Here is a 22,945-nt window from a genome sequence, read left to right on the forward strand (position 1 = left end):
AGGCTCTACCAATTAGTATTTTTTCAAATACTTATTTTCTATCTAATTCTGAAAAATATTGATGGAACAAAGCTACAGTTTCAATTCCTTTAAGGTAATTCTCAACTCCAAAACTTTCATTAGGTGAATGTATTGCATCAGAATTCAAACCGAATCCCATTAAGATACTATCTAAGCCTAATATATCCTTAAATAAAGATACGATTGGAATACTACCTCCCTCACGAGTAGGAATTGGCATTTTACCCCAAACCTTTTCAAACGCTTTCTCTGCTGCTTTATAAGAATCGGTATCCGTTGGGGTAACATATGGCATACCTCCATGATGAGGTTTTACTTTTACCTTCACACTTTTGGGAGCAATACTTTCAAAATGTTTCTGGAATAATTCTGATATTTCATAATGATTTTGATCCGGAACTAAACGCATTGAAATTTTGGCATTTGCTTTTGAGGGTAATACTGTTTTTGCACCTTCTCCTGTATATCCTCCCCAAATTCCATTTACATCTAAAGTAGGACGGATTCCCATTCTCTCTAAAGTATTATAAGATTCTTCACCTTCTACATCCTCAATATTTAAATCCTTTTTAAAGTCCCCTAAATCAAATGGGGCCTCATTCATTTTAGCTCTTTCTTCAGCAGTAAGTTCTAATACTTTGTCATAAAAGCCAGGAATAGTTACTCTTTTATTCTCATCTTGAAGGGAGGCAATCATTCTGCATAATACATTGATTGGATTGGCAACTGCACCTCCGTAAACACCTGAATGTAAATCTCTATTAGGCCCTGTGACTTCAACTTCCAAATAGCTTAATCCTTTCAAACTAACTGCCATTGATGGATGATCATTAGCAATCATTGAAGTGTCCGAAATAACAATTACATCAGCTTTTAGCTTCTCTTTATTTTCTTTTATGAATACCTCAAGGTTTTCAGAACCAACTTCCTCCTCACCTTCAATCATAAATTTGATATTGCAAGGTACACCACCATTCTTCATCATCATTTCAAATGCTTTCACATGGATGTACATTTGACCTTTATCATCAGCCGAACCTCTAGCTACAATTTTATCATTTTTAATTACGGGGTTGAAAGGCTCTGATTCCCATAATTCATAAGGATCGGCAGGTTGAACATCATAATGACCATATACTAAAACAGTAGGTAAGTTAGGGTCTATAATCTTATCCGCATATACAATTGGATGCCCCTTTGTTTCACAAACTTCCACATTTTCAGCCCCCGCTTCCTCAAACTTAGCTTTCATAAATTCAGCAGCCTTTTTTACATCTGCTTTAAATTTAGGATCTGCACTTACGCTAGGAATTCTAAGCAATTCGAATAGCTCGTCTAAAAATCTTTGTTTGTTCTGTTGTAAGTATTTTCCTGTTTCCTCTTTCGTAATCATTTATTAAAATTTATATCCAAATATTCAATTAAAATCCATCGTCATCATCCTCAGCAGGAGTTGGCTCCTGAGTTGGAGTTGGGTTACTATTTACTGGTGCCGCTGCTCCACTACTTGCTTCACTCGCCATCTCTAAGTAATAAGGAGCATCAATATCGAAATATTTTCTTCTATATTCTTCTATAAAACTAATCACTTCTGATTTATCACCGGTTAAGAATACAAACTCTCCAAATTTTGCTTTATCAGCTTTCGATTTTTTAGTTATTAAATCATTTGCGCCAGCATTGGAAGAGAAGAATATGAGTCTATCTTGTTCATAGTGGAAGAAATACCAACATGATGGCGAAACTTGTAAAAATAATTTAATAGCAGAGCCCATTTCTTTCTTTTGAAGTTCTACAAATCCATCAACATTAGCATTTATATCCTGAGCACCAGTGTTTGAAAAACCAATTTTACCTACACTATACCAAGCTTGCTCCATGTCTGACCATTTCATATCCAAATTATTCAAGACCAGCGTTTTGGTTAAATTTGAAGATAAGGCATGTAATGGAATGTATTCATTAAAAATGTATTCCTCATATCTCTTAGCAGCGGAGTTACCAGCTATTTCTGCTAGTTTTGGAAGCAGTCTATCTAAATCCTTTGTTGATTCTGGCAGACCTAAACGTTGGATCACTTCTATCATATCATTTCCGATGATTTGAGTAAACCCATTTGGCAAGTCGAACTCAACAGTCATCATCAAATTGAAAATAAATTCTTGATTTAATAAATCTCCTGATCCTGAACCCGCTGAATTAAACTCGGCTTCCTTTCTACTATTCATGAACTTGAATGGCCCTTCAAATTCCAACTTTTGATCTTCTTCATTATAGGCAAAATATTTACCGGCATAGGATGTTCCTGACTTTCTACCTTTACTTTCAATTACGAATTGATTTCCATTTGCATTATAGGTTAATAAACCAGAAGGTTTAAAGAAATCAGCGTCAGTAAAGTCTCTTTTTTCAGTCATAAAAGTAGCATACAACTGATTGCTGACATTATCGAAATGAATACCAGCTTGAAGTGGTTCACCCATTTCAGTAGTACTATTATCAAAATCAATGACTACTTCTTTTGCGCTACCATCGCTGGTATAAGCTATCCAAGTATCATAATTAGGAATATCTCTTAGATCAGGTTGTATATAGCCTTTTAATTCCAATGCAGGTTTATCTGCATACATGGTTACATCTCCTTTGAAAAACATGCCTGGGCTCATCAACAATCTATCCTCTTTACGAACCACACCTGAAGAAACAGTTCTTAATTGCTTGTCATTTTTGGAAGCATCAGGAATGGGTTCTAAGCTAAACTCGCCCATCTTAATAGAAAATGTATCTCCAACTGAATTTACATATCTATAAGTTGCATTTCCAGAAAACTTATTTCTTGAAGCAATTTCAATTTCAGCATCATAAAGGTTATGGTATCCTGTTAGAGTGTCCAATTCTAAAGTAGCATTATATAATTTGTTGATTTCTCCATTTTCCCCAATAATTACTTCGCCTGCACTTGGTGTTATATTTGCATCCGCTACAGTTATATAAGGAATTCCTGAAACATTTAAAGCTTGACTTTCTATATCATAAACTGCTTTAGTTGCATTAAACACCAATGAATCTTGATCTGGGTTGGTTGAATAGAAATATGAATTTCTAATATTAATATCAGCAGGCTTGGTCATTTCCACCACTTTTTCATCTAGCTTCCACAATGCTGATGGAATTGAGGTTTTGTAGCTTGCATAAGGGAAATCTAAAGCCGCATCCCCTTCAATTTCAGGATTGATAGTTGCAGTATTAGCTTCAAAATCGAAATCTAATCTAACATCATCTGAAGAAAGGGCTGGTATTGTATCAGTTGATTCAATTCTAAAGGCTGCATGTCGTGCAGAGAATCCATCCTCTTTAAAGCTGTATTCTTTTGAGCTTGTATTAGAACCTCTTGTGGTCATATCTCCCTCACCGAAAAGACCTTTTTTGGAGATAATAGTCCGGCCTTCCAGAGAAGCTGTTTCATTATACATTTTAAAAGGATCAGATCGATTTGTCATATATAAACTATCCTTGGCGGTTAACCATCGCATATCAAAATTTGCGATCTCTAATTGAGGAAAAGATACTCCTTCCCAATTGCCTGGATCAATTGTGGCATAAGTTCCCACAGCTGTAATTGAATCCTTAAAGAAAGTAAAGTTCTCAGATCGTATGGTTGAACTGAGATATTCAATTCTATCTCCCCCTCTTAAGCCTTGATTATCGAGTCTAATCTTACCATAGAATGTAGCTTCACCATCCAAAAGGTCAATCCCCTCATCTGGTAAGGGATGATCAAAACCTAAAGATTTATCAGGCATTACTCTTAACTTTTCTTCAAACTCTGGAAAAATATCTCCTGAGTGGAATACACCATCAAAGGCAATAGAATTAGGGTCACTACTACTTACTGAGTCAATTTCAAAAGGAGGAATTATGAAATAAAGGCTTTGATCATACACTCCATTAAGAATTTCTTCTCCTAAGAAATAAACCGTAGCTCCTTTTGTAGCATTAAATACTGGATACTTCGGATATTCTTTTTGAGCTGACTTATTATTGGGCTCATTAATATATAGTACACCTGCAGTTTCTACTAATTGGTTTTGAATTTGCTCCTTATTCGATCTTTTATTGTCGTCATCAGTAGCTAAATTAAATTTAATATTATCGATTTGAGGCATCGAAATAAGGAAACTATCATAATCCATTCTAAACTCTTCCCCTATATATTGGTAATTTCCAGCGTAAACAATTCCATCAAATTGAATATCTCTATTTTTCCTCAACACAACTTTCCCACTATCTGGCTCAACACTTACACCAAGTTTATCATTGATAATGAATTCTTCAACTCCAACAATATCTAAAGTCCCTTTGTCTAAATTCAGTTTTCCGTTGGGCAAACCTGATGCAACAGATGTAATCTGGATATTGTCATAGTCCTTTCTTCCCCACCTGGAATCAACATAATGGTATGCCTTATCCAGAACCTCTATCTTACCGCTTATAATATCAAACTTAATGAAGCCATTTTGCATTAGTAGCTTCATTCCTGATCTTAATTTCTTTTCTTCTATCTTCGTATAATCAGCCATTTCATTTAAGTAGAAATCATTTGACCTAATTTCTCTACTGTAATTTACAGTTACTTGTAAGGCATGAAATCTATATAAACCTGAAAGGCTACTATATCGGTATTCATTATAATACTCAGCTGATTCGAATAGTGCAGGTACTCGATTTCCTGCAATTAAAATTGATATATCAAGAATAGTGGTATCCATATCCCAAGTCAATTTATCAGCTGTAAAGTCCATATTAAAATAACTTGCGTAGAATGGAGTATTTTTAAAGTCTCCTTTCTTTTTTAATAAATTAATTGAGTTATTATTGATATCATAACTAAAGGTTAAACCAGGATGGTAAATAGAATCCTTTCTTTGGTAAATTGAAACGCTACTTATATCGGATGAAAAACTACTATCCTTGTAAATAAATTCTCTTGATTCTGCCCTGAATTTTTTAACAGCAGCACCTTGAAGTTCCAAACTTCCTAAGTTTTTATTATTTGCCGCTGTAGTTAAAGTAGTACCTTTTACCGTAATTCCACCTTTAAGATACAGCCCTTCTTTTTTCACAAAGTTTAAATCATAGCCTGATTTATAAGACTGGAAGAATGGATGATTTACTTCTCCATTACTATTATTTTCAACCTTAAAGTCAATTAATCCTTTAACTGGTTCACTCAATATTTCAGGGTAATTTAGCGTAACCTGCTCAGCTGAAAATTCTTTTTCATTCACTTCAAAAGTAAAATCTGAGAATTCAGCATTGAGTTCTTTAGGATCTTTTCCTAAATGTTCCCATGTTAAAGTTCCAGTTTCAGCAACAAAAGTGTTCCCTATCAATTCTAAACTCCCCGTTACTCCATTAATTTTTATGGAATCAACCGTATTAAAAAATCTAAGATTAATATTTTTTAATTTCACAACAGGACCTTCTAATATGGGCATGGGTTCAGCAACAGCTGTTAAATCGATACTTTCATCTTCTTCTGTGCTGGTTGAATTATTTGCTGATTCATTATTTTCACTTCCCCAGCTATCATCTCCCCAAGAGCTATCACTGCTCCCCCATGCATCCTCACTACTCCCCCAATCATCATTTGATTCTGAACCCCATTCGCTTGAAGTTTCTTCTGCTTCTTCTACTGGGGTTTCTTCCACAGGAATTTGTTCAGGTTCTTTATCCCATTCAAAACTAACACTACCTCCATTAAAAGCCACTTGATAATATCGGCTGTAATAAATTGCCTTCTTTTCTAGTATCTGCTCAGCCTTATTTAATATTACTTTAAACTGATTATTATCAAGTTCATCATAAGCTTTTTCTGCTATTTCAAGAAAGGAGTTTATTGCTTTTGCTGGATCTTTAAGATTTGACGAAGCGCCAGAAAGGGTGCTGATAAAAGGTAATCGGAAATCTTTTACTGAAAGATTATCCTCTCGCATTCGATTATAGATTTCATGAATTAAATCCTTATTTGCTTTAGTAAAGAAGTTAGGTTTGTTCCAATAGTTTTGGAAAAACAAGGAAACGCTTTCTCCTTTTTCAGATTTTAATTCTGACAAATCAAGCTGAACAGTTTGCAAAAAATTTGGCGTACTTACTACATCGGTATTCTCATCATCCTGTGCATAGGAGAATGTGAAACTAAATAGAACCAATATGCAAATCAAAAAAGACTTCATGCGTTTTTCTTAAGTAATAATGCTGACCATTTATTCCTTGATGATTGTTTAACAAGATTTAATGAATATTTGTCGCATTCATTTAAAATATCTTTAACATCTTTCTCATAAAATCCACTTAACATGAGATAAGCTTCATCGCTTAGATGTTTCTGAAGATATTGTATATCTTCTAGTAATATGTTTTTGTTAATATTTGCAAGGATTAGGTCATATTGCTGATTTGGTATGCTTTCCACCTCACCTTGCCAAATATTATAGCTATTTTCATCAATAGAATTCAACGAAAAATTCTCTTTTGTATTATCAACTGCCCATTCATCAATATCATAAGCATCTAAATGCTTAGCATCCTTTAAACCTCCAAAAATGGCTAATATTCCAGTACCACAACCCGCATCTAATATATTTAAATCCTTTAGATCCATCTCATACATTAAATTAAGCATTTGGTAGGTCGTCTCATGATGCCCGGTTCCAAAAGACATTTTAGGCGTTACAATTATTTCAAAAGGAAAACCCTCTTTAGGAGGATGAAAACTAGCACGAACCAAAATTTTTCCTTCTACTTCGATAGGTTCATAATTCTTTTCCCAGTCTTCATTCCAGTTTTCTTTTTCAACACTACCTAGCTGATATGAAGCTTGCGTAAACTCTTTATACTTTGCAAAAAGCTCCTCAATTTGAGAAGCTTCTATAATTTGATTTTCTTCAGAATAGGCCATTAAACCAGTAGCATCTTCCTTTTCTTGAAAAGTAGAAAAACCAATTTCAGCTAATTCCGCCATGAAAACTTCTATGAAATCTTCTTGGCAACTCACGTCCAATGAAATGTAACTCATTTAATATTATGGCCTGTATTAATTCTTAAAATGATTTAATAATATCTGTAAAGTCTCTTGATTTTAGAGATGCTCCGCCAATCAATCCTCCATCAACATCGGCTTGAGAGAATAACTCTTGAGCATTATCTGGCTTACAACTGCCACCATATAAAATTGAAGTCTCGTCTGCTAAAGCTTGTCCAAATTTTGATGCAATATGGTCTCTGATAGTTCTATGCATATTCTGAGCTTGCTCTGATGATGCTGTTTTGCCAGTCCCAATTGCCCAAATGGGTTCATAAGCAATTACAATATTTTTAAATTGCTCTTCTGAAAGATGAAATAAGCTATTGGTTAGTTGCTTTGTAACATAATCATTCTGAGTATCAGCTTCTCTGATATCCAAAGGCTCGCCACAACAAAAAATAACTTTTAAATCATTTTTAAGGGCATTATTAGTTTTCTGAGCTAGTTCTTCATCTGTTTCAGAGAATTGTTCTCTTCTTTCGCTGTGACCCAAAATAACATATTGAGCACCCAAAGATTTTAACATTGGAGCTGAAACTTCTCCAGTAAATGCACCTGAATCTTCTTGATGACAATTTTGACCTGCTAAAACTATTTTACCCATTTCAGGAATTAAGTTTTGAACAGCATATATAAATGGAAATGGCGGTGCAATAATAACTTTTACATCAGATGGAGCTTCATCTTCAACCATATTTGCAATTTCAGAAGTTAAAGATTGAGCTTCTGATAAAGTCTTATTCATTTTCCAGTTTCCTGCTACTATTTTTTGTCTCATTTTGTTCTGATTATTTTGGTTCAGCTAAAAAACAAAAATAAGAAGTTTTAAGCATAAAGCTAAGCGATAGCAGTTTAAGTAGCAGTTAGGTAATAAATAGGATCAAGTTAAAATATTTAATACTCCCATTTCCTCATATCTACTATTGGTTTCATATAAATTTCGGGAATATCAAGACCCTCACCTATCATTTCCTCCTCTTTTAGTAATGATGGTTTATGGATATTAAACCCTTCAATCTGGTTTAATTCAGGAATCCAATGTCTAATATATTCGCCCTTAGCATCATATTTTTTTGCCTGACTTAATATATTGAAATATCGATTTTCTCGAGGGTCGTTTCCTACTCCTGCAACATAGGCCCAATTCCCCCAATTACTTGCAACATCATAATCAATTAGTTGATGCTCGAAAAACCATGCCCCCATTCGCCAGTCTAAGCCCAAATCTTTCACTAAGAAACTGGCCACAATCTGTCTTCCTCTATTGCTCATAAAACCTGATGCATTAAGTTCTCGCATATTAGCATCAATAAAAGGAACACCCGTTTCACCATTTTTCCATTTATTGAAAAGTTCCAAATCCCATTTCCATTTTGAGTCTAGTTTTTTAATTCCACCTTTGTTAAATAAGTCATCCCCAAACTTTTTCAATACAAAATGGAAATAATCTCGCCAGATTAATTCAAATACTAGCCAGTAAGTAGATTGGTTTTTCTTCCGCTCCTTCTCATAGCGTTTAACCTCAAAATATATTGATCTTGGAGAAATGCACCCTAAAGCCAGCCATGGGGAAAATTTTGATGAATAACTCTCTCCAATTAGTCCATTCCTGGTGTGTTTATATTCTTTTAATTGGTCATTTTGCCAGAAATATTGTTGAAGTCTTTCCCATGCTGGGTCTTCTCCGCCTTTAAAATCAAGAGCAGACTTGGAATCAAATTGAACTGGATTAATCTCTAATTCTTCAAAATTAAAATCCACTTCAACTTGGATAGAGCTTTTAAAATCTTCTGGTGTTTCGAATAGCTCCCTTACTTTGGTTTGCTTTTCGTTTTCTTTTCTAAACTGAGTAAAAATATCTGGCAGTTTACCAATCGGCCATGGAATATCTTCTTCATGAAAAAGAGTAGATTGAGCATAAAAATTGACTACTGCCTTTTGCTTTAAAAACAGATCCTCAATAGTACTTTCTACTTGTTTTTCTTCTGTTCCAGATTCTTTTGGAGCAAAAAGTGCATCAAAGTCATGCTCCTCAAAAAGCCTTTTGATTATTTCTTCAGGCTTTCCTTTTTGAATCAGAATTTCACCGCCTTTTGATTTTATATTTTGAGCTAAATTATTAACTGCTTCCCATTGAAAATTAAGTTTGATATCGGAAGATCTTCTACTGTTTAAAGGATTATTCTGCCATTCTTTTTCGTCAAATATGTAAAGTAGAAGATAATTGTCCGAATTATTAATTCCCTCCGATAAAGCTTCATTATCGGCAAGTCTTAAGTTTCTCCTGAACCAGATTAATGATTTTTGATACTTTTTAGCCATTTAGTATTGAATTTTATATGTGATGCTAACCAATTGCTCAAAATTTATGTTTGAAGCTTTTTAATTAGCTTTAGAAAGGATAAATTGACCTTCTGAAAATTGAGCGCATTCCCATGAAGAAAATAAATTTCAATTCCATCAAAAGTAAAATGATTATTGGCTATGGTAGCATGGCCTTACTTATTGTAATTGTTGTTTTAATTACGCTTTCACAAATTTCTGGAATTTTAGAAAAAGGAACTGATGTTCTAGAGAATAAGCAACCTTCAAGATTATATGTTGATGCCTATAAGAGCGGAATCCGCAATTCTAATATTTCATTTCAAAATTACTTATTAAGCGGGAGTGAAACCACCAAACAAGAGCTCAATAAAATATGGAATAAAGAAGTTAAAGCAGCGAAAGATAGCTTAGATTCTTTAGTAACAAATTGGTCAAACCCCGAAAATATTATTCTCTATGAAAAAATAAACCGATTAGCTAACCGAATAAAAAACAAGCAAGAAGAAGCTATTAATAATGCAAGCTTTAGTTCTGGCACCACCAATATTTATATAAGTGACTATCCTAACTTAGCAGGTGATACTATTTATGGAACCAATGACCTTCAAACTTGGATAGATGGTGAATTAAGTAATCAAAGTTCAGGAGGAAATCAGAATGCTCAATTATTTTCTGAAAATGTAAAGCCTTTAAGCGATGAATTCGATGATCTTTCCAGTCAGCTCTATGTTAATTTAGAGCAAGAAGCTTTAGATATTGCTGATGAAATTTATTCTGCTAGAGATAGATTTTTAATTTCTGAATTGATTATAGTATTAATATCCATTATTCTGTGTTTGATACTTTTCAGATACGCTAGAAACCAAATTAAAAACAGTATTGATGCGCTTCAAAGTGAAGTGAAGATTCTCAGTGAAGGTAATATTCCTGAAACGAAAGCACACACCAATGATGAGCTTGATATTATCTTAGAAGAAATTCACATATTATCGGAAAACTTATCAAATGTGAAAAACTTTGCTTTAGAAGTAGGCAAAGGTAGTTTTGATAGTAACATATCAGTTTTTAATAATAAAGGCGATATAGGCACATCTTTAGCAGAAATGAGAGAAAGCTTGAAGAATGTATCTGAAGAAGCAAGAGTTAGAAACTGGACCAATAAAGGCACTGCTGAATTTGGTGATATCTTAAGGAAATTCAACAATAATATTAGTGAATTAAGTGATCACGTTATCACATTTATGGTAAATTACTTAGAAGCTAACCAAGGAAGCATTTTTATTGTAGATGATAGTGATGAAGATAATCCTAGGCTTCAGCTTACTGCCACTTATGCATATGATAGAAAAAAATTCTTAGAGAAAACCATAGAACCAGGTCAAGGACTTGTAGGACAAGTATATTTAGAGAAACAATCAATTTACTTAAAAGAGCTGCCTAAGAATTATATTAATATTACTTCTGGGCTTGGCAACGCTACTCCTAAAAGTATTTTCATAGTTCCATTAATTGCCAATGAAAAAGTATATGGAGTTATTGAATTAGGAACATTTACGGAATTCAATGAAAACGAAAGAAAATTCATTGAAGATGTGGGTGAAAATATTGCATCCTCTGTACAATCAGTAAAAATTAATGAGCGAACCAATAAATTATTGGCTGAGTCTCAAGAAATGACTGAACAGATGCGTTCTCAAGAAGAAGAGATGCGCCAAAATATGGAAGAGCTTCAAGCCACTCAGGAGGAAATGGAGCGTTCTCAAGGCGAAAGTAATGAAAGGATGCAGTCTATTGAGAAAAGTGGGTTGGCATTTATTGAATTCAAACCCTCGGGACATATCGTTTCAGCTGATAGAACATTCCTAAACTTGATGGAATACGAAATGGATGAATTAGAGGGTAAACACCATCAAATTTTCGTTAGTCCTGAATATGCTAAAAGTGAAGAATATAAAAAGTTTAGAGAGGATATTTCAAATGGAAAATTAGTTACTGGGGTTTTTGAACGATATACAAAAACAGGCAAAAAGAAATATCTTAAAGGAGCATATTCAGATGTAAGAAACACGAATGGTGAACCCGTAAAAGTTTTCAAATTTATTGTAGATGTCACCGATATTGTTGAGAAATCGAATGAACTCATAAAAGAAAAAGAAGAGCTACTAAAGCAACTTGAAAATATCAATTCAGATATTGAAAAATCTGAAAATAGAAATATCGAAGACCTAAAATCATATCAAGAAGAACTTAGAAACACTTTGTTAAATAAGCTTAAGAAGACAGAACAAGAATTAAAAGCTTCTTTAGAAAAACAAAAGAAAGATTTAGGACTTTAATATTTCCAGTCAAAAAACTGAAATTTCAGGAAACATATAATTTCCATTTAGGTTATTAACCGCAATATGAACAAAGCAAATCAAGGCAAAACAGGAGTTTTGTTAGTTAATTTGGGTACGCCAGATTCTACCAAAACAGGAGATGTAAGGAAATATTTAAGAGAATTTTTAATGGATAAAAGGGTGATTGATTTCCCTTTTATATTCAGATGGATGCTAGTAAATCTGATTATTGCACCTTTCAGGGCGCCAAAATCGGCTAAAGAATATAGAAAGCTCTGGGTTGAAAGAGGTTCTCCTCTTAAATTTTATGGCGAAGATGTTGCTAATATGCTTCAAGAAGAATTAGACGATAATTATGTAGTGGCACTTGGCATGCGATATCAATCCCCAAGTATTAAAAGTGCTTTGGAAGAATTAAGGAATCAAAAAGTAGCCAAAATTATTGTAATACCATTATTCCCTCAATATGCATCTGCAACGAGTGGTTCTGTTCACGATAAGGTGATGGAAATAGTACAAAAATGGCAAATCATCCCTCAAATCAACTTCATAAGTACTTTTGTGGAAGAACCTGGTTTCTACAAAACCTTCGCTAAAATTGGAAAAAGACATCTTGATAAACATCAATATGACCATGTTATATTCAGTTATCATGGATTGCCTGAGAGACAAATCAGGAAAGGCTCTGTTGATAATTATTGTAAATTAGGCAGCTGTTGTAATGCTTATCATGATAAAAACCGATTCTGTTATAGAGCTCAGTGTTTTCAAACCTCAAGATTGATCGCAAAAGAATTGAATTTATCAGAAGATGATTATACTGTAACCTTTCAAAGTCGATTAGGGAATGATCCTTGGATTAAGCCTTATACCGATGATGTTTTGAAAGATCTTGCTAAAGAAGGTAAAAAATCGGTTTTAGCTTACTCACCCGCATTCGTGGCTGATTGCTTAGAAACTACCATTGAAGTAGGTGAAGAATTTAAAGAAGAATTTGAAGAAGCCGGTGGGGAAAGATGGGATTTGGTTGAAAGCCTTAACGATGACAAGGATTGGGTACTAACCTTAAAGGACTTAGTTTTAAAAAATTAGTCTGGTTTAGGATAAAATACGTAATAATTTTAACTATATTAATGATGTTTTTCGAATATGAAGCATCATTATAAATACGTATTATTAGCTTTATTCCCTCTATTGTTTGTAACTGATCTAAAGGCTTTACAAAATAATAGCTATGAAGAAAATGATATAAATCTAATCGCTTATGAAACAGGCGATAGTATAGACTTATATCTTGATGAAATTAATGATTTATATCAAAGCTCACCCTCTGAAGCTCTTTACTTAATCAATAATTTAGAGTCTCAATTAAGAAATAGCGATGATAAAAAAGCCTTAGCTTACACTCTAAAAAGAAAAGCAGCTTTTTATTGGCTTCAAGGAATTTATGATGCCGCATTAAAAGCTTACTTTGAAGCACTCTCACTATTCGAAGCACAAAACAACACAACCGAAGTTATTAAAATGCTTAATAATATAGGTGAGACCTACAAAAAACAAAAAGACTATTCTCAATCAGCTAAATTTATTAGTGAAGCCTTAGATAAAGTACAAGAAAATGATTCTTTATCTCCTGAATTAATACTGGTCAATTTAGGTCAGTTATTTATGCTCAAAGAAAATTATGATAGCGCAAACTATTACTTAAATAGAGTACTAAATAAGCCTGATGCTAAAAGTAGAACTTTAGGATTTATTCATTTATACAAAGGAATTATTAATAGGGAGCTTAACTCCATTGATTCATCAATTTATTACTTGGAAAAAAGTAGAACTTATTGGGCAGATTCTGATTATAAAAGAGGTATGATTGAGAGTGAAATTGAACTGGCTAATGCATACATTATCACAGGAAAATCTCAACTGGCTAATCAATATTTAGAAACAGCTGAAAGGGAAGCTCTAACTATTAACACATTAGACCTTCTTTTAAGAATATATCAAACAAAAATTGATTTAAAAGGAATAATTGGTACTAAAGACTCACTTGTATATTACTTTGATAAATATCTTAAAATTAAGGACTCAATTTATAATGCAGAGTCAAGAGCTGAAATCAACGAACTAAGTATTCAATATAATTTGGCTGAAAAAGAAAATGAAAGCTATAGGTTAGCCCTAGAGCAGGCTGAATTAGCGAATGAAATTGAATTCAGAACTCAAATGATTATTTTCATTAGTCTAATCTTAATAGTATCAATTATTTTGATCATCTACTTAAGAAATAATCGAAACCAATTAAGGGAGGCACATATATTATTAAAGAAACAGAAGGAAGAAATTGAAGACAAACAGAAAAAACTATCGTCCAAATCATTGGCTCTTGCTAAAGTAAACAGTGAATTGAACAAGTTAAATTCTACTTTGGAAAGCCGGGTAATAGAGAGGACAAAAAAATTAAATGAACGAAATAGGCAAATAGCAGAATTCACCTACTATAACTCACATAAATTAAGAGCACCGGTTGCCAATGTATTGGGTTTAATAAACGTAATGGAGTTGTCAAAAGATGGGAAAATTGATCCAACAGTTCTTAAGCATCTTAAAACATGCGCAAAAGAATTAGACAAGGTGATTTTTAATCTTAAAAATTTACTTGATTTAGATGAAGAAATTGACGGTCAATCTAATCAATAAGTGGTAATACAATTCTAAAGGTGGTTCCTACTCTTGTTTTAGATTTTAAGTCGATTTTACCTTTTAAAACATTTAAAGTATCCATTACAATGTATAAACCTAAACCAGAGCCTTCAATACCCTCATGCGCTCTGTAAAACATATCAAATATTTTCCTTTGATGCTCTTTAGGTATACCAGAACCATTATCCTCAACTTCTAAGATGTAGTTATTGTCCTTCTTCTTAGCAGTTACTTTTATATATGGAGCATCATCCTGCTTGAAATCATGATATTTTAATGCATTGGTAACTAAGTTGCTTAATACAATATTTAGTCTTTTTGCATCAGTCTTGATTATAAAATCAGAGTCATAAGCTCTAATCAATTCAACTTTCTCAGCATTTTCATAAAATTTCAAATCTTCTACTATACTATCCAAGATAGTATCCATGCTGATCTCCTTCATTTCAAGAGGCTTTTTAGTATTAGTTGAAAAATCCATAATGCTTCTAATAAATTCCTCCAGCTTATTAATACTAATATTCATGAGTCTGAAATATTCTCTTATTTCATCCACATTATCGGTCATGCCTGCTATTGTAATAAGTCCTCTCAAAGATTTCAAAGGGGCAACTAAATCATGAGAAGAACGATAAACGAAATTATCTAACTCATTATTAATAGTTTTAAGTTCTTCATTGGCGGCACGAAGTTGCTCTTTTTGTGATTCAATTTCAGATGTACGTTCATTTACAAGTTGCTCTAATTTTTTATTTGTGATGCTTAGGCGATGTGTTCTATATCTTACTAAACCAAAAATTAATAAGGCTAGTAAAGCACCAACCGCAACATAGCTGATTGGATATTCATACCAAGCTTTTGGAATTTTTAATTTAAAACTAAAGGGTTTAATATCTATATTTTCCTGAGTAACGTGTTTAGCTCTTAAATGGAAGGTATAGGTTCCTCCTGGTAAGTTGGTATATTCCTTTCGAGAATTGGTTGTCCAATCGGACCAATCCTCTTCGAAATCTTCAAGATAATAGGAGAATTTTAAATCCTTTGTGAATAATCCAGGCACTGAAAAATAAAAGTCTAATGAATTCGATTTATCAACAGAAACGGATAAAATATGACTTGAATCGCGGACAAATAATGAGCTATCGCCAGCTTTAATGAATCTAACCTTAGCTTCTGGTTTAAAATTCGATTTTTTATCGGGATTATAAAATTCGAGATACTGCACACCAAAACCAGTACTTAACCAAAGGTTTCCTCTATTATCTAATGTTGAATGGGTATTATATTTCCACAAAATGCCAGACTTATCATCAAGTCTTTTAATAATATCTCCATTTGCATTAAATAGTTGTAATCCATCATCCCAGCTGGACGTTATAAAAAGAGAATCAGACACTCTTTCGGCAGAATAAAGAAAGGTACTATCCTTTTTATAAAAATTATTTATTTCGCCCTGAAACTCCGAGGTTTCATATGTATCAGGATTAAAATTATAGATGCCATTTTCGGAAGTAAAAATAAGCCAGTTGCTATCATTTTGTCTTAAAAACTCCCAGGCATAATCATTACTAAATTTAAAATCAGAATTAATTAAAGAAGCTGTATCATTTTTTAAAAAAGCCAATCCGCCATTATCACCTGCAAAGGAAAGTAATACTTTATCCTCAAATTCGTACATCGTCAAATTAGCCCCCATATTCAGTCTATTCAATACTTCCCCGTCCCATTTTATGAGGGAACTATCAGTACTAAAATAAGTATCTCCCTCAAATTGAACTACATTAGAAATATAAGGTATTTCCTTATTGTCTGGCATCCTTTCATTTAATGAATGATAGCTCATATATCCAGATTTATCTCTTTGAAAATAGCCGAACTTATTTTTTCCGAATGTATATATTTTATCTTCTACTATTTTTAGAAAAGTGATAGGCGTGAAACTTGGGGTCTTATATAATTGCCAATGTGTACCATCAAATTCTAATAATCCATTTTCATTTCCAAAATAAACTATCCCGTCTTCATCAATTGCAGACATATAATTATATGAGCTAGCTCTATAATTAGAACCATCAAAATCATTGAAAATTAGTGAATCACTTAGTTTGAAATTTGCCGAATCTAGCGATTGCGCTGATGCAAAAGAACTGAGAATAGAAAGGCGAAAAAATATAAGAACAATTAAAAAACTTAGTTTTTTACAATTCTTAAAAGACCAGCCGGAAAAAAAAGCCATATACAAAATATCCAATACAACTTAAATTTAGACATAATTTTATTATGCAAAAAAATCTTAGGCTATTGCTGTATTCAGTTTGATGTTATATTAAAAAAAATAGCCCACACAAAAATATTTGTGCGGGCTATTAGTATAATGCAATATTTTATTCGTTATCCCATCTCTATTATCTCCTCATTTGCATTCATAAAATGATATTCTGTTAATGCTAAAGAACTATCCTGAATAAGTTTAATCCATTTACCATATTTAAAGAACCATTTTACACGTAATGAAATGAGCCCTTTTGTATAATATGAATACAGAAAAGGATGTATAGCTAGGCTTAAAGATTTTTCATTTTGCTTGGTTAATAAATAATCTAAATCTTGCTCAATCTTATCCGATACTAAGATCGAAGCTGTAATTTTTCCTGTGCCATTACAAGTAGGACATACTTCCTTAGTAACAATATTAAGTTCGGGCCTTACTCTTTGACGAGTAATTTGCATTAAACCAAATTTAGATAAAGGCAAAACAGTATGTTTTGAGCGATCAGTCTCCATAAACTCCTTCATTTTCTTAAAAAGAAGTTTTTTATTGTCAGGATTCTTCATATCAATGAAATCCACCACAATAATTCCACCCATATCTCTCAAACGTAGCTGTCGAGCTACTTCCTTAGCTGCCTCTAAGTTTGTATTTAATGCAGTATCTTCTTGACTTTCTTCACTATTTGATTTATTCCCACTGTTTACATCAACAACATGCAGTGCCTCAGTATGCTCAATAATTAAATAGCCACCACCTTTGATATTAACCGATTGACCAAATAAGGATTTTAGTTGCCTTTCAATACCGAAATGTTCAAAAATCTTATTGCGTCCTGAATAAAGCTTCAGAATTTTCTCCTTGCTAGGATCAATTTTCTGAATGTAGGATTGAATCTCTTTGAATGTTTCCTCATCATCAACATGAATGCTATCAAAGGTCTCATTCATCATATCTCTGAGAATAGAGGACGCTCTTCCTACTTCACCAATGATTTTATCTTTTGGTTTGGCAGTTTTAAGTTTCTTAACTCCTTTTTCCCAGGTTTCTAATAAATTCCTTAGATCAGTATCGAGTTCAGCTACTTCCTTTCCTTCAGCTACAGTACGGATTATTACGCCAAAATTTTCTGGCTTAATTGAAGAAATTAATCTAGTGAGTCTTTTACGTTCCTCACTCGTTGATATCTTTTTAGATATGCTTATTCCATTAGCAAATGGTACTAATACCAAATACCTTCCTGCTAGCGACAACTCGCATGATAGTCTTGGCCCTTTCGTAGAGATAGGTTCTTTAATAACCTGAACCAACACCTGCTTATTTTTAGATAAAACCTGAGATATCTTTCCTAATTTATCTATCTCAGGCTCTAACTTAAATTTACCTAATTTATAGGAGGTGTTATTACGAGTAGTGGCAAATTTAGTATATTTTAAAAGTGAGTTTACTTTGGGCCCTAGATCATGATAATGAAGAAATGCATCTTTTTCATATCCAACATCCACAAACGCAGCATTAAGCCCCTGCATAACTTTGCGAACGTTGCCCAGATAAATATCACCCACACTAAATTGCTCTTCTTTATTGTCATAATGAATCTCAATCAGATTCCTATCATTAAGAAGGGCAATACGACTGCCATTTTGAGTTGAATTAATAATTAATTCATTGCTCAAAGCTCCATAAGTTTAAGTGAAAAACTAAAAAAATGTCTTGTGATAACAAGACAATAAGAAGTAATGAAAATTACTTCTTATTCTTGTGTCTGTTTTTTCTTAGTCTTTTCTTTCTCTTATGAGTTGAAATCTTATGTCTTTTTCTTTTTTTACCGCAAGGCATAACTTTAAAATTTTTTGTTAAACAATAATATTATAATCCATTTAAGTAACTCTCAACAGCTGCCAACAACTGTTCATCATTACTTGTATTTTTAATTTCTGTAAATAGCTCTTTAGCTTTTGCTTTCTGACCGCTATTCATCAAACTCAATGCCATATAAAATTTAGCTTGCAAATTGTCAGGATTTTGACTTAAAAGTGTCTCAAACCTATCAATTGCTTTGTCATATTGACCTGATTGAACAGATAAAATCCCCAAGTTAAATAATGCTTCTTCATTATTAGGTTCTTCTTCTATAACCTCTAACAGCATAGAAATACCCCTCATCGGATTATCTGATGAAACGTAAGTCATAGCAATCTTTATTTTAGCACTATTGTTATCTGGAGATTCTTCTAATACCTTTTGAAGATACTCTCTTGTCTTTAATGCTAAACGATTTGCTTTATCAACATCAGCTGCAAAACTAAAAGCTTCATAATAGGCATTCCCTATTACTTCGTTATCCTGTCTAGATAACTCAATATATTTAGCTGCACTATCGAATCTATTAAGATCTGTGAATATCGCAGCTAAAGAATCTGCAAAGATAACACTATTTTCCTGACTTTCAGCCTTCAAATAACTATTTCTTAATCTGGAGATTGTATTCCTAAATTCAGCAGGAATAGTTCCTGAATGCGAATCCGTTAATGATTCTGACGAAGAAGGACTAGAATCTAATGTTTCTGCTGTATTTTCTTCAGAAGTTTGAGTACCAGATTCAATACTTTCATTTTCATTATCCACCACTACTTTAGGCAGAGTAAATATCACCACTACTAATGTAATTGCAACTACTAATAATATGATTCTGGACTTCAACATTGAATAGCTTATACCTCTTCAGTTACTTTATTTGAGCTTTTGATCTTCTCAACAAAAACCTTTGATGGTTTGAAACTTGGCACAAAATGCTCATCGATGACAATAGCAGTGTTTTTGGAAATGTTACGAGCAATTTTCTTAGCTCTCTTTTTATTAACAAAACTTCCAAAACCTCTCACATAGATATTCTCACCTTCAGCCATTGAATCCTTCACAACAGAGAAAAATGCTTCTACTGTAGCGGTTACATCTGCTTTGTCTATACCTGTTTTTTCAGAAATTTCTGATATAACGTCTGCTTTAGTCACGCTTCCTTGTATTTTAAAATTGTTAAAAAATTTCTCCCTTTCAATTTGGGTCTGCAAAGGTAAACTTACATTTTTGAATTTAAAAGTAAAATCTTTTAAAGATATGTAAGCTTAAGCACATATTCTAACATTTAACCTTTTAACATTCAATATTTTACAGAAATAAGAATTGAATTGAACAGAATATAAAATCTTTAGATTTTAACATTTGTTTGTCCATATTTGCATTCTCATGACTGAAAGCTTTTCAAATCTTATAATTAATTGGTATCAAAACCATAAAAGAGATCTGCCCTGGAGGAACACTTCTGACCCCTATAAAATTTGGTTATCGGAAATTATCTTGCAGCAAACTCGGGTAATTCAAGGTTTACCTTATTATGAAAAATTCATTGCGAAATACCCTAATGTATTTGATTTAGCAAATGCGCCAGAAGATGAGGTCATGAGATTGTGGCAAGGATTAGGATATTATTCTAGAGCACGGAACTTACATGCTTGTGCAAAAATGGTGGTAGAGCAATTCGATGGAAAATTTCCAAATACCTACAGTGAATTATTGAAACTTAAAGGGGTTGGTAAGTACACTGCCGCTGCAATTGCATCCTTTGCATTTGGAGAGGCTACTCCTGTAGTGGATGGCAATGTATTTAGAGTTTTAGCGCGTTATTTTAACATCACGGATGATATTGCGCAACCTAAAACGTTTAAAAAGTTTTTTGAAGTTAGTGAAGACTTAATTCCTGAAAAGCATCCCGCTGATTATAATCAAGCCATGATGGAATTAGGAGCCACCGTATGTTCTCCTAAAAGCCCTAACTGCAGTGAATGCCCAATAGCCGAAGGCTGTGAGGCAAGAATCAATAATATACAAGCAGAACTTCCTGTTAAAAAGAAAAAAATAAAGGTAAAACGTAGATATCTGTACTACTTGATATGGCAAAATGAGAATAAAATTGCCATGAAGAAAAGAGGTCCACAGGATATTTGGCAAGGATTATTTGATTTTGAATTAATTGAAACTGAAAAGGCTTTAGATATGAACGATATCATATCGAAAATTCAAAATTTACATCAGGATGTTCAGATAATTGAAATCTCAGATGCGTATCAACATATATTAAGTCATCAAAAATTGGAGGCAGTATTTATAGAGCTAAACAAAAAAACTGATAATACGCTACATGATAATGATTTGGTGTATTATACACAGGATGAAATTGAGGAATTACCTAAGCCTAGATTGATTGAGAATTATTTGTCTAGTAGAAATATTTAGGTAAATTTATAATTGAAGTTTTATTGCTCAAGAAATTTTTTTCCATTTCTAAGCAACATAGCTCAACTATTAACAGTAATTTTGAACCTAAACTTTATGAATTTATGGCAGGAGTAAACAAAGTCATTTTGATTGGCAATTTGGGAAAAGACCCAGAAGTAAGACATTTAGATAACGGTGCTGCCGTTGCAAATTTTTCAATCGCTACTACTGAATCATATAAAGATAGAAACTCTGGCGAAAGAGTAGATCAAACCGAATGGCATAATATTGTATTATGGAGAGGTTTGGCAGAAGTTGCCGAAAAATATTTGAAAAAAGGTGACAGCGTATATATAGAAGGTAAATTGAGAACAAGATCTTGGGAAAAAGATGGCGTTACTCGTTACACTACTGAAGTAGTAGGTGATCAGATGACCATGCTTGGAAACAAGAAAAGTGATGGCGGTGGTCAGTCTTCAGGCTATGAAGGAAATCAGGGACAGAGCCAAGCAGCAGCACCTGCGGCTAGTCAAACACCTGATACTAATAGTGAAATGGACGATTTACCATTTTAATTAAATTAAGAGACAAAATTGGAAGACCCTTTCCCTAGTATACTTATATTAACGAGCTTAGCCGAAAGTGGCAATCATTGGTTTTACATCATCAATATTTTATTGATGATGTTTTTACTTTTAATGTCTGCACTTGTTTCTGGCTCTGAGGTGGCCTTTTTCTCATTATCGCATGAAGATTTGGCTAAATGTAAAGTTAGCTCATCACCCAAACAGCAAACTATACTTGAATTACTTAAAAACCCTAAGCGACTTTTAGCTACTATATTAATTCTCAACAATTTTATAAATGTAGCCATCGTCACCCTTTCAACCTATGTTACTTGGGAAATAGTAGGAACAAAAGAAACAGAAGGTTTATTAGTTGTTTCTCTAACGGCCATCATTACTTTTCTGATTGTATTTTATGGTGAAATTGTGCCAAAGGTTTATGCAAATCAAAACAACTTAAGTTTTGCGACTCGCATGTCCTTAGCTTTGAATTTCTCAGCGAAGATATTCAGTCCATTATCTATCTCTTTAATGAGCATTAGTAATATCATAGAAAAGAGAGTTGAGCAAAAAGGATTTAGTGTTTCTTTAGATGAACTTCATCATGCACTAGAAATTACGGCTGATAAAGATACCACAGAAGAGGAAAAAGGAATTTTAAAAGGGATTGTAAACTTCGGAACCTTATCCGTAAGACAGGTTATGCGTTCTCGATTAGACATTACGGCTTTTGATATTGAAGATGATTACCACAAGTTGATGGATCAAATCAATAAAAGCGGTTTTAGTAGAATCCCAGTTTATTGCGATACGATAGACAAAATTGAAGGCATCCTATATGTTAAAGATTTACTGCCTTATATAGAAAAAGAAGAAGACTTTGAATGGCAAAAGCTTCTAAGACCTGGCTTTTTCGTACCAGAATCGAAAAAGGTTGATAGCCTGTTGAAGGATTTCCAAGAGAAAAGAGTGCACATGGCCATAGTTGTAGATGAATATGGCGGCACCTCTGGATTAATCACGCTTGAGGATGTAATTGAAGAGATAGTCGGTGAAATTAATGATGAGTTTGATGAAGATGTTGATGTAGCCTACAATAAATTAGACGATTATACCTACATTTTTGAAGGAAGAACCTCATTAAATGACTTCTGTAAAATAATAAATGAGGAAGTAAACGTATTTGATGAAGTTAAAGGTGAAAGCGAGTCCCTTGGAGGCTTATTACTTGAGCTGAACAGCAAATTACCACGAACAGGAGAAAAAATTAAATACAAAAATTTCACCTTCACCGTAGTAGCAGTAGATCAAAAAAGAATTAAACGAGTTAGAGTATTTACTAAGAACTAGTAGTTAATTCTGA

The 22,945-nt window shown here is 33.1% G+C and carries 15 protein-coding genes; 6 read left to right on the plus strand and 9 right to left on the minus strand.

Features of this window, described 5'->3' with window-relative positions; translation table 11 throughout:
- Positions 1-31 precede the first annotated feature (31 nt).
- The 5 genes from QYS48_RS05520 to QYS48_RS05540 all read right to left on the minus strand — a co-directional run bounded on the left by QYS48_RS05520 (position 32) and on the right by QYS48_RS05540 (position 9,430).
- Complete coding sequence (locus tag QYS48_RS05520) at positions 32-1,414, minus strand: dipeptidase (RefSeq protein ID WP_308357860.1); 1,383 nt, start codon at positions 1,412-1,414, stop codon at positions 32-34.
- Between the two features lie 28 nt (positions 1,415-1,442).
- Positions 1,443-6,257, minus strand: coding sequence for a hypothetical protein (locus QYS48_RS05525; RefSeq protein WP_308357861.1), 4,815 nt, complete (start codon positions 6,255-6,257; stop codon positions 1,443-1,445).
- Positions 6,254-7,099, minus strand: coding sequence for a 50S ribosomal protein L11 methyltransferase (gene prmA / locus QYS48_RS05530; protein ID WP_308357862.1), 846 nt, complete (start codon positions 7,097-7,099; stop codon positions 6,254-6,256). Before prmA ends, QYS48_RS05525 begins: the two co-directional genes overlap by 4 nt.
- Before the next feature lie 25 nt (positions 7,100-7,124).
- Positions 7,125-7,886, minus strand: coding sequence for a triose-phosphate isomerase (gene tpiA, locus QYS48_RS05535; protein WP_308357863.1), 762 nt, complete (start codon positions 7,884-7,886; stop codon positions 7,125-7,127).
- 116 nt (positions 7,887-8,002) lie between these two features.
- The gene (locus QYS48_RS05540) at positions 8,003-9,430 is read right to left on the minus strand and encodes a DASH family cryptochrome (protein ID WP_308357864.1); all 1,428 of its coding nucleotides are present in this window, start codon (positions 9,428-9,430) and stop codon (positions 8,003-8,005) included.
- A 113-nt stretch (positions 9,431-9,543) separates the two neighbouring features.
- Here QYS48_RS05540 and QYS48_RS05545 point away from each other — a divergent pair, with 113 nt between their 5' ends.
- The 3 genes from QYS48_RS05545 to QYS48_RS05555 all read left to right on the plus strand — a co-directional run bounded on the left by QYS48_RS05545 (position 9,544) and on the right by QYS48_RS05555 (position 14,469).
- A complete protein-coding gene (locus tag QYS48_RS05545; protein WP_308357865.1) occupies positions 9,544-11,769 on the plus strand; it encodes a GAF domain-containing protein in 2,226 nt (741 codons plus the stop codon).
- Positions 11,770-11,835: 66 nt separating this feature from the next.
- Entirely contained in the window at positions 11,836-12,864 is a 1,029-nt protein-coding gene (gene hemH, locus QYS48_RS05550) for a ferrochelatase (protein WP_308357866.1), read from the plus strand.
- Between the two features lie 57 nt (positions 12,865-12,921).
- Positions 12,922-14,469, plus strand: coding sequence for a hypothetical protein (locus QYS48_RS05555; RefSeq protein WP_308357867.1), 1,548 nt, complete (start codon positions 12,922-12,924; stop codon positions 14,467-14,469).
- Here the strand turns inward: QYS48_RS05555 and QYS48_RS05560 are convergent.
- The 4 genes from QYS48_RS05560 to QYS48_RS05575 all read right to left on the minus strand — a co-directional run bounded on the left by QYS48_RS05560 (position 14,459) and on the right by QYS48_RS05575 (position 19,812).
- On the minus strand, positions 14,459-16,510 hold the full coding sequence (locus tag QYS48_RS05560) for a HAMP domain-containing sensor histidine kinase (RefSeq protein ID WP_308357868.1): 2,052 nt from the start codon (positions 16,508-16,510) through the stop codon (positions 14,459-14,461). The genes QYS48_RS05555 and QYS48_RS05560 overlap by 11 nt on opposite strands.
- A gap of 353 nt (positions 16,511-16,863) precedes the next feature.
- Complete coding sequence (locus QYS48_RS05565; RefSeq protein ID WP_308357869.1) at positions 16,864-18,417, minus strand: Rne/Rng family ribonuclease; 1,554 nt, start codon at positions 18,415-18,417, stop codon at positions 16,864-16,866.
- 193 nt (positions 18,418-18,610) lie between these two features.
- Positions 18,611-19,447, minus strand: a complete 837-nt coding sequence (locus QYS48_RS05570) for a tetratricopeptide repeat protein (protein ID WP_302103189.1) — start codon at positions 19,445-19,447, stop codon at positions 18,611-18,613.
- 8 nt (positions 19,448-19,455) lie between these two features.
- A complete protein-coding gene (locus QYS48_RS05575) occupies positions 19,456-19,812 on the minus strand; it encodes an HU family DNA-binding protein (RefSeq protein WP_302128033.1) in 357 nt (118 codons plus the stop codon).
- A gap of 175 nt (positions 19,813-19,987) precedes the next feature.
- On the opposite strand from QYS48_RS05575, the gene mutY reads away from it, so the two are divergent.
- The 3 genes from mutY to gldE all read left to right on the plus strand — a co-directional run bounded on the left by mutY (position 19,988) and on the right by gldE (position 22,932).
- A complete protein-coding gene (mutY, locus tag QYS48_RS05580; RefSeq protein WP_308357870.1) occupies positions 19,988-21,034 on the plus strand; it encodes an A/G-specific adenine glycosylase in 1,047 nt (348 codons plus the stop codon).
- Positions 21,035-21,138: 104 nt separating this feature from the next.
- Complete coding sequence (locus tag QYS48_RS05585; RefSeq protein ID WP_308357871.1) at positions 21,139-21,591, plus strand: single-stranded DNA-binding protein; 453 nt, start codon at positions 21,139-21,141, stop codon at positions 21,589-21,591.
- Positions 21,592-21,609: 18 nt separating this feature from the next.
- Complete coding sequence (gene gldE, locus QYS48_RS05590) at positions 21,610-22,932, plus strand: gliding motility-associated protein GldE (protein WP_308357872.1); 1,323 nt, start codon at positions 21,610-21,612, stop codon at positions 22,930-22,932.
- The last annotated feature ends 13 nt before the right edge of the window (positions 22,933-22,945 follow it).

Source organism: Marivirga arenosa (genome assembly GCF_030503895.2).
GTDB lineage: Bacteria > Bacteroidota > Bacteroidia > Cytophagales > Cyclobacteriaceae > Marivirga > Marivirga arenosa.

Excerpts from the sequence above, each read along its gene's own strand:
- QYS48_RS05520 (WP_308357860.1), bottom strand. The coding sequence starts at position 1,414 with ATGATTACGAAAGAGGAAACAGGAAAATACTTACAACAGAACAAACAA.
- QYS48_RS05525 (WP_308357861.1), bottom strand. The coding sequence starts at position 6,257 with ATGAAGTCTTTTTTGATTTGCATATTGGTTCTATTTAGTTTCACATTC.
- prmA (WP_308357862.1), bottom strand. The coding sequence starts at position 7,099 with ATGAGTTACATTTCATTGGACGTGAGTTGCCAAGAAGATTTCATAGAA.
- tpiA (WP_308357863.1), bottom strand. The coding sequence starts at position 7,886 with ATGAGACAAAAAATAGTAGCAGGAAACTGGAAAATGAATAAGACTTTA.
- QYS48_RS05540 (WP_308357864.1), bottom strand. The coding sequence starts at position 9,430 with ATGGCTAAAAAGTATCAAAAATCATTAATCTGGTTCAGGAGAAACTTA.
- QYS48_RS05545 (WP_308357865.1), top strand. The coding sequence starts at position 9,544 with ATGAAGAAAATAAATTTCAATTCCATCAAAAGTAAAATGATTATTGGC.
- hemH (WP_308357866.1), top strand. The coding sequence starts at position 11,836 with ATGAACAAAGCAAATCAAGGCAAAACAGGAGTTTTGTTAGTTAATTTG.
- QYS48_RS05555 (WP_308357867.1), top strand. The coding sequence starts at position 12,922 with ATGAAGCATCATTATAAATACGTATTATTAGCTTTATTCCCTCTATTG.
- QYS48_RS05560 (WP_308357868.1), bottom strand. The coding sequence starts at position 16,510 with ATGTCTGCAATTGATGAAGACGGGATAGTTTATTTTGGAAATGAAAAT.
- QYS48_RS05570 (WP_302103189.1), bottom strand. The coding sequence starts at position 19,447 with ATGTTGAAGTCCAGAATCATATTATTAGTAGTTGCAATTACATTAGTA.
- mutY (WP_308357870.1), top strand. The coding sequence starts at position 19,988 with ATGACTGAAAGCTTTTCAAATCTTATAATTAATTGGTATCAAAACCAT.
- QYS48_RS05585 (WP_308357871.1), top strand. The coding sequence starts at position 21,139 with ATGGCAGGAGTAAACAAAGTCATTTTGATTGGCAATTTGGGAAAAGAC.